Origin of the sequence: Selenomonas sp., from assembly GCF_052169755.1 — a bacterium.
Taxonomy (GTDB): domain Bacteria; phylum Bacillota; class Negativicutes; order Selenomonadales; family Selenomonadaceae; genus Selenomonas.
The window spans coordinates 1-9,895 of sequence record NZ_JBQNBV010000079.1; the positions used below are offsets into that span (position 1 = coordinate 1).

Sequence of the window (9,895 nt, forward strand, 5' to 3'; positions counted from 1 at the left end):
GTGCGCAAGCGACGTATAGCGCCTTGCAGCTCGGCTGCTCTTGGGAGCGGGATTTTTCTGGCGACGGCTTTGTCACCTTCGATGTCGGCTGGAAGGGCATCCTCTCCGGCTATGCGCCCGACGTTGCCGCTCATCTGTCCGCGGCTCCTGCATATTCCTTCCGTCAGCAGCGTGCCGTCGACCGTGCCCGCTTCACCATGAATCTTTGCGGCAGCAAAGACATCGGCAGCGGCTGGCATCTAAGCGGCGAAGCCGGCCTGGAAAAAGGTGCCCATGACCATATCGCATCTGCCATGGTCAATTTGAACCGCGAATGGTAGGAGATTCATGTGATCGTTACGAAGAATGTTGTGGTCAAACGTTTTTGTAAACTCTGTTTTAGAAGATTTTTTCGTAGGCAATTACAAAACATATGATACAAGGGGGAAGTTTGAGATGATGAAAGCTAAATCGTTAGCCAAGAGATTTCTGGGCTTGTCCGCGTTCTGTCTGTGCTTTTCGGTACCGACGGCCACTTTTGCTGCTGTGACAGGATCTGCGGATGTCCGTGTCTATATTGGGCGACTGGACAAATATGAAACGCTCAAGATATACCATACGGATCGACAGCCCACGGTGCCGTACGTTTCTGCGGTGGAGTATCTGGGGAATCTCTATGATGCGAGCGAGATCGCGTTCCATGCGAACGAGGCGAACAACGTTTTGACAGCAGTCCGTAATGGCATTGAGGTGACGTTCGACAGCCGTGAGGATACGTTGGTCTGCGCGGATTGGGATGCGTTTTTCGGCTCCTACGGGGCGAGGGCGCTGCCAAACGGCATTTTAGGGCCGCACGAGTTCAATGCACAGGCCGTATCGAGGAAGCACTCCTCCACGGAGACAGAAGCCCGCGGTTTTGCGATTGACTTGAAACGCTACGAGCAGGATATTGTCTGGCATGAGGACGATGTACTCCTGCCCTTTGCCGTTCTGCAGAATGTCTTCGCTACACCGATGCGGGCAAACAGGCTGTCCTTTAACGGCGATAGCTTCTACAATATCAGCGAACCAATGACCAAACACATCTACGGCTTTGAGCGTAATCCCCTGCTTCGGAAAAACGCCTATGCCGATGCCTATTACGCGGGCAGCTTTTCCAAGCGGAAGGACATTCCGGCAGATTATGCACGCTATGCCTATGGCACGAATTGCCTGCTGTTTGATATGTACTATGGGCATAAAGAAGAAAAGGGCATTAAGGATTTCGATAGCTACTTGGCGGAGAACGGCTTGAAGGAAGGCTTGCTGTCTACAGACAGGGAAAAAAGCGATGAGGCGTTCCTGAGCCTCATCTACAAGCTCTTTGACAGCGGGCATGACTCGATCTTGCTGCGAACAGGGGTATTCCATACAGGATCGATCGCAGAGGTGCAGGAAATATTCCAGATGTACGGGCCGAAGGGCATGCGTGATGCGTTGCAGCGTCTCGTCTATCGGCTGGATGACAAGGGAGTCGATTTCCTTTCAGGGGAGGTCGGTACATACGCACAGTATGCAGCAGCCTGCGAGGATCTGCAGCTCGATCCCATCCTGCTGCACTATATTTTCCGTGGCGGCAGCAAAGAACCGGAGGCTTTCTGGCTGGCGGATGCACAGGAACTTTTGAAAGTCAGAGGCACTGCGGATGAAGAGATTGAAGTAGAGCTGTTCACAGGGATGAGTCAGAGTAGGGATTTCAGCTCCTTCGTTCAGACCGTCAAACATATCGAAACACTCAAGCCGGAGGATTTCAGTGCGGCTCGGGTAGATATCATTGACGATACCGCGTTCATCTACTTTGAGAGTTTCAACGAATCAGGAAATGAAGCGAGCTTCTATTTCGCTCCGCCCTCCCCAGAGGTTTATGACAGCAGCACCTTTGGCCTTTTCTATGATGCGTTTGCCCAAATCCAGCAGGCACCGCAAGTCAAACGGGTAGTCATTGACCTCTCGTCGAATGGCGGCGGCGAGGTGGGTGCCTTGACCGCCGTTCTGGGATTTCTCGCGCCTGACGGTGAGGCGAATATCACCTATTATAATACCCTCAACCAAAACTACTGCTCGGAATGGTACCATGTGGATACGAACTTAGACGGCCATTTCGATGGAAGAGATGGCTTCGGCGGGCAATATGCGTTTTATATCCTGACCAGCGGCTACTCGTATTCCTGCGCCAACGCGCTGCCGTTCTTCGCGCAGCAGGGCGGTTTAGCCAAGGTTATCGGCGAGCAGCCGGGCGGCGGTGATTGTCTGCTCCTCCCCTTTCAAGATACTTATGGACATGTCGCAAACATGTCCTCGAATCTGAAACTGGGGCGCATGAAGGGCGGAAGCTTTTGCAGCACGGAACATGCGGTCAAGGTTGATATCCCTTTTGGTGTCCAGGCCGACAAGCTGTACTTTAACTATGCCGCTATCGTGAAATTGCTACATGAACGCGATGCGCTGTAATTTCTTCTATTTGCGCTTCAAACGCACTGTACCGGCTGCTCTTTTATGGCGATACTCTCGCACACTGTAGCTGATTGCCCCGCAGAAGCGGCGTTCACTGCCGTAGCCGAAGAGACAGACCGGTAGTATTGTCGCACGATTCTATTTTACACCTGCCTCTGCCCTTTTACTAGGGCAGAGGCTCTTTTTGTGCATGAAAAAAGCTGCCGCACAGGATGTATGTGCGACAGCCCCTTCCCAAGGTGCGCCCGACGCAAGCTGTCATTCATCATGTATCGCGCCACATAATTCTATGAGCCTGCGCCGTCGGCACAATCATATTTTCTATCTTCCTCAAAGGGCGCAGTCCGTCAGAACTTCCAAGCAAATCCCGCCTTAAGCCCCAGACCGTGCTGCTTGCCTACCCAGCCTTCAAGACCGATGTCAGCGGTGCATTGAGAGCTGAGGTCGGCTTTCCAGCTGACTTCCATGCTCACGGAGAAGCCTTGAAGCGACGGCGAAGGAGCGTTGTAAGTTCCTGTGGATGTGGTCACCGTCGCATGCGTCTTGCCGCCGAACTCATACTGGAGCGAGGTTCCGAGGACGAGTGAGCCGCCCTTCTGCGGAATCATCCAGCGTGCGCCCGTGCGCACACGATGGCTGTCCACCGAGTCGAAGTCAAATCTCGTTCCTGCATTGAGATCTACTGTTGCGCCGTTCTGTCTTGTGTAGAAGTAGCGCAGATACATCTCACGCTCCGTGCCGCTCGCCTGTGTGATGCGCTGTCCAAACCCCAGGTGTGCGCCGATGTAGTTATTGCCCATGTCGTAGGAAACCGCGATCGGAAGCGATCCTGCATTGAGGGTGGAGGAATAATCCACGCTTGAGCGTCCGAAGCGCAGACTGCCTTCAGAGAACATGCCGTCCGCCTTCTCTTGGCGCACGAAGAAGCCGCCGCCGATGTAGCGCATCTTGCCTTCAGCGTGCGCCGCATTCACATAGCTGTCGTAGCTGGATCGTCCGTACTCAACAACGGGTCCGAAAACAAGACGGTCGTCGCCGCGCGTCACTTCGCGCGAGAAGCCGAGAGAAAGGCTCACGGCCTTCATATCGACGTGCGATCCCGTCTGATAGCGCATGGAGGAGCCGCCGACAGCGGCAAAGGGTGCAAAAGTCTGCGCCGGTGCCGCCGCTGCTTCCAGTGACGCACTTGCCATGCCCTCGCCCGTCAGAAGATCCGCGCCCGTGCCGAGGAAGGCGGCCGAGCCTGCCACTGTTTCCAGCACCGACTTGCGGTTGTCCTCCACTTGCGCACGCGCTGCAGACGACGGCTCTTCAAACGGTGTCGATGACGGGGTTGACGGCTCCGGCACATCCACCGGCTCCGGTGTCCGGACGAGCAATTCCTTCTTGTTCTCCGCGACGCTGAGCTTCGCTCCCGTCACGTCGAACGCTCCCCGATAGACATCCATCTTCGTCGCATCGTCGGTCAAAATTTGCGCGTTCTCGGTGTGGAGAAGACGCAACTGCCCCTTCGGCTCATCGCCGCGCAGATGCGCTTCAAGCAAAGCGCCCCTGAGGTCGGTGTCCTTCGTATCGGTGACGGTCAGCATGGTGTCGCTTGCAGTCATGCCCTTCGGCATCTTGAATACGACCTTCTGGAAGCCCTCGATGCTCACCGCACGGATGCCCTTCGTCTTGTTCACGATGAGCGTGTTGCCCGCCACATCGCGCGTCGCAGCGACGGCTGACGCTCCGACAAGACGCGCCCCGCTGAGGTCGGGCGTGCCCGAGATCTCGATGACATTGTCCCGAACGGTCGCCTTCGAGTTAGCGTAGCTGCCCAGATCAGCACGAGCCGCATAGATGTACATCTCGGGATTGGCGGCTCCCGCCCTCTTGTAAACGCCGCCGCGGATGTTGATCTTGTTGCCCACCGCCTGAGCAAAAGCCATTCCGCTCTCTTTCGGCTCAAATGCGCTGCCGGAATCCTTGCCCCTGATCTTGACAGAGCCGCCGCAGATCTCGCCCTGATAGGTGCCGCTTTCGAGCGTGATCTGGTTGTGGCTTGCCGTCGCCGTCACATCACTGGTCGTTGAACTGACAAACGCCTCGCCGCCTGTCACGCTCTGCCACACAGCATCGGCAGAGGAAAACACCGTATTCTTTGACGCTTCCGCCGTACCGACGAGCGCTTCGCTATAGATATTGACCGTAGCCTTCGCGCCCGTCATCGAAGAAGTAGCGTACGGCGACTCCGTCATGGTGAATGTTCCACCCTCGACGGTGAGTGTATTTTCGTTCGCTTTTGCCTCTGCCTTCGCCGCAGCGGCATTGTACCAATTCGCTGTCGCAGAAGCGGCCATGAAGCGGTCCACATCCCCCTTCATCTTCTTCAGAAAGACTTCGTTCTTCTCCGCCGTTGCCCTCACCGTCGTTTTGGTCAAACGGGAATCGGAGCTGGAGGATACAACGCCTCCTGTTACACTACCATCCTTTAAGAAACCACGTTCGAGGCGGACGGTGTTCTCCCGCACAATCCCCTCCACATTCTCCATGTCTGAGATTACACTGGCATCGGCACCCGTCACCTGCTGCCACTCGCCGCCCGTGCCTGTGACCTTGTTCCTCTCAAGATTCGCCTGCAGACGCTCCTTTTCGTTCCATGCCTGCGCCGACCCATCTGCCAATGAGAAACAGTCGATCTTTACGCCCATCGCCAGCACCGCCGAGCCGCCGTCCTCCATCGTGACGACATTGTCCGTTGCCTTCACCGTCTGGGATACGCCCGCCCTGGATATTACGCGCTGTTCGATTCGGGCGCCTATGGCGCGCACCACATTCCCCTTCGAACCGATGGAAACGGCATTGCCCGTCGCCTCGGTGCATAGATCGCGACCGTATCTATTGTTTCCCTCGATGAATGCGCCCCACAAATCGAACACCTTGCCCTTGTCGAGGAGTGCCTTATTCCCCTTCGCGACAATCTGCACGTTGCCGCTCGCAACGAACTTCTGCGGGTTCGCTTCCGCTTCGCTTGCTTTCTTCTTGGACGTAACGCAGAGATAGTCGATCCGCGCACCGGCAAACATCGTATCCATGACGCCTGTTTCCGATCCTGCCAGATTGGACAAGGTGACGGTATTATTCTCCGCTTTCACGAGCGCCGAGCCGTCCATCTGCTTGATCTGAGCAAAGGCTCCGAACACCTTCGTCTTTTGAAACGCCTGTCGAAAGTCGCCGCTTTGCACATCTGCCTTGTTGCCCGAGAGCTTTGCCTCAAGCGTTCCGGCATCGTACATGGCGACAGCGCCGCCCGCAATGCTGCACCACTGGGATTTCCTCGGATTTGTTCTCGGATCTTTAGATTTACCGCCCGTGATCTTCACCGTGCTGCCCGTCACCTCCGCCTTTGCCGGCGTTCCGTGGTCAAGATCTACGGGGGCGGGATTCAGCTCCGCTATGGCGCCGAATAGCCCAAAGGCATCCCTGTATAGGTTCGGATGCATCGGCTTATCCACCCGAAGCGTGCCGCCCGACATCTCCACCTCTCCGCCTTCGATGTGCAGATCTTCGTTCGCGCCCAGTTCGGCGCGGATGCCATGCGCTTCTCCCAACACACCGCTCTTGATGAAAACTTTGCCGCCTGTAAGCTGCACCTTGCTGTTGGATGTCGCACGCCGAAACGTCCCTATGACAAATCCCCCTTCCGTGAGCTTCCCGTCGGTGTCCTTCACACCGATCTGCGGCGTATCGCCGCCGCCTGCGGTGCCGACAGTGACGGTCGCTGCATTGCCGGTACTGTCGCCCACGACAACCGTCGCATCTTCCGTGACCACCTGATCCGCAGCCGCGCACGGCACAGAACCGAGCGTAAAGACACCCGCTGCAAGGCCTGCGAGGATGCGGCGGGCAAGTGTATGCGACGGAAGGGCATTCTTAGAACAAGCGCGATGTTTCATGATGGTGTTCTCCTTTCCTTGAAAACCATTCGCACAAACGTCTATTTAAGGAGCAAGAATGCGCCGCCTTTCCATGAAACCGCGTCGTTGATTCGCTCTTTGGCTCTTTGGCTCTGATGATTCGGCGTTTCATGCAAAAACAAAAAATGTAAAATTATAAATCTGTAAACTTTCTCTCAGTCTATCATAATTCAGCATGTCCGACAAGACGAAGTTTTCGTGGATGCGCCGTCTAAATTGCTTCGCCTCGCCCTCTTAAGGAAACGCTGATAAAATGAAGTTGCCCAGATTAGCGTGAAAATATCAGGAGAGAGCAAGGCTTTCTGCAGCGACTGCTCCCAGCGCACCACCCACGGATTCAGCGTGTACTTCACGAACTCCAACGACTGCTGCTCGATGTTATTGAAGCTGGATTTTTCCAAGTCGCCGATCATGTGCGGCGGTACGCGATAGAGCCGCGCAATCTCGTCGATCTGGAACTTCCTCGTCTCAAGGAACTGCGCTTCTTCTGGCGGGATGGCAATCTGCTGATACTTGACGCCCTCTTCCAGTACAGCAATCCTGCCCGTATTCATTGTGCCGCTGTAAACGGCGTGCCAGCTCTCACGGAGCTTCGACGGGTCTTTCAACACTCCCGGATGCTTGAAGACACCACCGGGACGTGCGCCGTTGGCAAAGAAAGCAGAGTCATACTCCTCGCAAGCAAAGGGCATGCCTACGGCGTTCCGCGCCATCGCAACGGGGGAGTAGCCCACCAAGCCGTCAAAGCCCAAGCCCGGAATGTGCAGGACATCCTCCCGCCGCAGCTTGATTGACTGGTCACTTTTGAGTTTCGGATTGGCATCGCTCATGGGCATGTAGGTATAAACAAGTCCTCCATGCTCGTCCCGGTCAACGCTCATGCGATTGGGGAGCAGGGGATAAAGCCCCACCACATGTCTCATACCGTCCCTTATAATTTGCGGAAAAATTTTCCCCAAAGTAGAAGGTGAATCATGGCTGTCTCTCGAAATATATTGGAGAAGTCATTTCGGGATTGGGCGAATCGTGAAGCAAGAAACACAGCGGATGCTGCGGCACACGCTCCTTGCCCCGACTTTTGTACTCGTAGAAAGGAGTAAAAAATGATTACTAACAAAAAAACTCATCGCTTGAATATTATTATCTATGCTGTACTAATCTTATTGACGGTGGCTATCCCCACCAGCTATGCTGCCACAGACAAAGCACGTATTATCCCTCTGCCTAAAGACATTTCTCTGCCCACATTAGAAGGAGCTACCTCCGCCCCACAGGAGATTAACCACAAAAGAAGCATCTACTTTGCACATCCTGATTTTTATCATATGCGTTCAAATCGAAATCTCCTAATATTGTCGCATTACCAAACATATCAGCAAACCACAGAATATACCTGTGGACCGGCTGCCGCGTTAACGGTGCTGTACTATTATGGCAATCACGACTTTGATGAAATGGAACTCACCCAAGGCATGAAAACTCAAGGCATCCACATTGGCACAAATACAGCCAACATAGTTGCGTTCTTCAAAAACATCGGCTGGCAGGTTGAAACCGGATTAGCCTCAAAACCTATGGAAAGCTACATGGCATTCAAAGATTTTGTTATAAGAAATCTGCGGCAACAAAGACCTATCATGGTTGAAAATATAGATTGGGGCGGTCATTGGCGAGTCATCATCGGCTATGATGATATGGGAACCGAATCTTCTCTTGACGATGTACTAATTATGGCTGACCCATACGACACCTGCGATCATCTTCAAGATGGTTACGTGATAAACAATGGCGAGAAATTTTTCTCCATGTGGTTTGACCACAATGTATTGCCTGAAGACCAAAGATCGCAACCTTGGGTAGTTGCTTACCCTGCCAAACAAAAAAAGTGACATATTTCAAAACACCGCCCCTTCGAGCGGTGCCCTGCTTTGGTTTCGGCTTAGAATGTTCTTTCGTAGGAAAGCCCCCTGCTGTTGATTTCGGCGGCGAATTTTGCCCCCTTTGCAATTTCCTCGGTGGTTTTCAAAAGTTCCTCCGGCGTGTTGCGTCCACCCGGTATGTGTATATTCCTGTACTATCCGAGAAATAGCAAGGTCATATGTGCGTATACAATCGCCCTAAAACACCCACACGCCGCGATTTTCATACACCGACGCAGACGCATCGTTACCACAGCGAATCGCACGATCGAGCGCCATGATGAACGCGACTACACCGTCAATCCGCTCGGTTGACTTCTCCTTATCCGCCTTGATGTTGCCCGCAGGGTCGGTACGAACGAAGATGTTGTCTGCCATCCAGCGCAGGACGAGATGCCCGCCGTGCGCTATTTTCTTTTCCAGAGTCAGCTTCATCAGCTCCTTCGTCGGCGGACTCATATCCTTGAAGCCCTGTCCGAACGGGACGACAGTAAATCCCATGCCCTCAAGGTTCTGCACCATCTGCACTGCGCCCCATCGGTCGAAAGCGATCTCACAGATGTTGTACTTCTCGCCCAGTTCCTCAATGAACTTTTCGATGAAGCCGTAATGCACGACATTGCCCTCGGTCGTCTGCAGGAATCCTTGCTTCTGCCATACGTCATAAGGCACATGATCGCGCCGCACGCGAAGTTCAAGATTCTCCTCGGGAATCCAGAAATACGGAAGCACAGCAAACGGTTCAGCTTCATCGGTCGGAGGGAATACGAGCACGAATGCCGTGACATCCGTTGTCGACGAGAGGTCGAGACCGCCGTAGCAGACGCGCCCCTTCAAGGCTCTGGCATCCACAGGTGCGGCACACGCATCCCACTTGTCCATCGGCATCCAGCGCACGGACTGCTTCACCCACTGATTCAACCGCAACTGCCGAAAGCTGTTCTCCTCAGCTGGATTCTGCCGTGCGGAGTCACAGGCCGCCTGCACCTTGTCGATGCCTACCGTGATGCCGAGCGACGGATTCGACCGCTTCCATACCTCCGGGTCTGTCCAGTCTTCATCTTCCTTCGCGCCATAGATGACAGGATAGAATGTCTGGTCGATTTTTCGTCCCTCTAAGATGTCCTTCGCCTTCTGATGCGTCTCGTAGCAGATGGACTGTGTATCTGTCCCCGCCGTCGTGATGAGGAAGTAGAGCGGCTGCATACGCGCATCGCCCGAGCCTTTCGTCATAACGTCAAAGAGCTTGCGATTTGGCTGTGTGTGCAATTCGTCGAACACGACACCGTGGATGTTGAATCCATGCTTTGAATAAGCCTCCGCTGAGAGCACTTGATAGAAACTGTTCGTCGGCAGATACACCATGCGCTTCTGTGAGGCGAGGATTTTCACTCGCTTTCCGAGCGCGGGACACATGCGTACCATATCGGCGGCGACTTCGAAGACGATGCTCGCCTGCTGACGATCAGCGGCACAGCCGTAGACTTCGGCACGTTCCTCCCCGTCGCCGCAGCAAAGGAGCAGTGCAACGGCGGCTGCAAGCTC

General features: G+C 54.4%; 5 protein-coding genes and 1 pseudogene. 3 read left to right on the forward strand and 3 right to left on the reverse strand.

Annotated elements, in window-relative coordinates; genetic code table 11:
- Nucleotides 1-320, forward strand: a 320-nt coding sequence (locus ACTTKG_RS06730; protein WP_442673465.1) for a hypothetical protein, incomplete at its 5' end; no start/stop codon positions are given.
- A 115-nt stretch (nt 321-435) separates the two neighbouring features.
- Complete coding sequence (locus ACTTKG_RS06735; RefSeq protein WP_442673466.1) at nt 436-2,469, forward strand: S41 family peptidase; 2,034 nt, start codon at nt 436-438, stop codon at nt 2,467-2,469.
- Between the two features lie 350 nt (nt 2,470-2,819).
- Here ACTTKG_RS06735 and ACTTKG_RS06740 read toward each other — a convergent pair whose 3' ends face one another.
- Nucleotides 2,820-6,410 carry an autotransporter outer membrane beta-barrel domain-containing protein gene (locus ACTTKG_RS06740; protein WP_442673467.1) on the reverse strand — a complete coding sequence of 1,197 codons (3,591 nt, stop codon included), beginning with the start codon at nt 6,408-6,410 and terminating at the stop codon, nt 2,820-2,822.
- Between the two features lie 308 nt (nt 6,411-6,718).
- Nucleotides 6,719-7,520, reverse strand: a pseudogene (locus tag ACTTKG_RS06745) (phage portal protein); the annotation flags it as partial.
- 14 nt (nt 7,521-7,534) lie between these two features.
- On the opposite strand from ACTTKG_RS06745, the gene ACTTKG_RS06750 reads away from it, so the two are divergent.
- Nucleotides 7,535-8,320, forward strand: a complete 786-nt coding sequence (locus ACTTKG_RS06750) for a C39 family peptidase (protein WP_442673468.1) — start codon at nt 7,535-7,537, stop codon at nt 8,318-8,320.
- Between the two features lie 228 nt (nt 8,321-8,548).
- Here the strand turns inward: ACTTKG_RS06750 and ACTTKG_RS06755 are convergent.
- On the reverse strand, nt 8,549-9,895 hold a 1,347-nt coding region (locus ACTTKG_RS06755), incomplete at its 5' end, for a terminase large subunit (protein WP_442673469.1).